The organism is Priestia sp. P5_B4 (assembly GCF_056400385.1).
Window position 1 is genome coordinate 1 of the sequence record NZ_JBFULJ010001371.1, and the last position, 693, is coordinate 693.

1 protein-coding gene is annotated in these 693 nt (G+C 42.4%); it reads left to right on the top strand.

Annotated features, from left to right (window positions below; all coding sequences use genetic code 11):
• Nucleotides 1-69: 69 nt before the first annotated feature.
• Nucleotides 70-693 (top strand): biotin-independent malonate decarboxylase subunit gamma (locus AC1DRF_RS31055; protein ID WP_477742708.1); only part of this gene is annotated, 624 nt, incomplete at its 3' end.

Sequence of the window (693 nt, forward strand, 5' to 3'; positions counted from 1 at the left end):
GTGCTATGCACTCCGTACTTCTTGGAGAGGTAGTCCAGTAAAACAGAACAAGTAGATTTTTACAGACATTTGCTTAGTAAGGTTGATCCTTCAGAAAAAATGGCTCCTGATCAGTTTCAACAATTGTATAAAGCAACAAAAAATGAACCTATCCCTTCAACAGTCTCTTACTCATTGAATGAAGTTCCAGGTCACATGCCCAACAGCCGCGGTCGCGTGTGGATCAACGCCTTAATAAATGATGAAGAAGCAGATTTTGAAATTCCTTCCGTTCTTTATAAAGACGCATTGCTAGGAAGAGAAAAGGTCCGATATATATCGGTTGTACCTAATCCTTATAATCGTTTCTTACGTGCACGAAAAGGGGAAGTAGGACTCGATGAAGGATGGGCAATTGCCAAGCACGTTCGTGAAGTAATAAACGAAGATCGAAATCAATCTCCGCGCCCTATAATTGCCATTGTAGACGTACCGAGTCAAGCGTATGGCTATCATGAAGAACTTCTAGGTATTCACTATGCTTGCGGTGCTGCGGCTGATGCTTATGCAGCAGCGCGCTTAGCAGGTCATCCGGTTATTACGCTAATTGTCGGAAAAGCAATTTCAGGAGCATTTTTGGCTCATGGATACCAATCAAATCGAATTGTGGCTTTAAAAGACGAAGGAGTAAATGTTCACGCCATGTCCAAACAG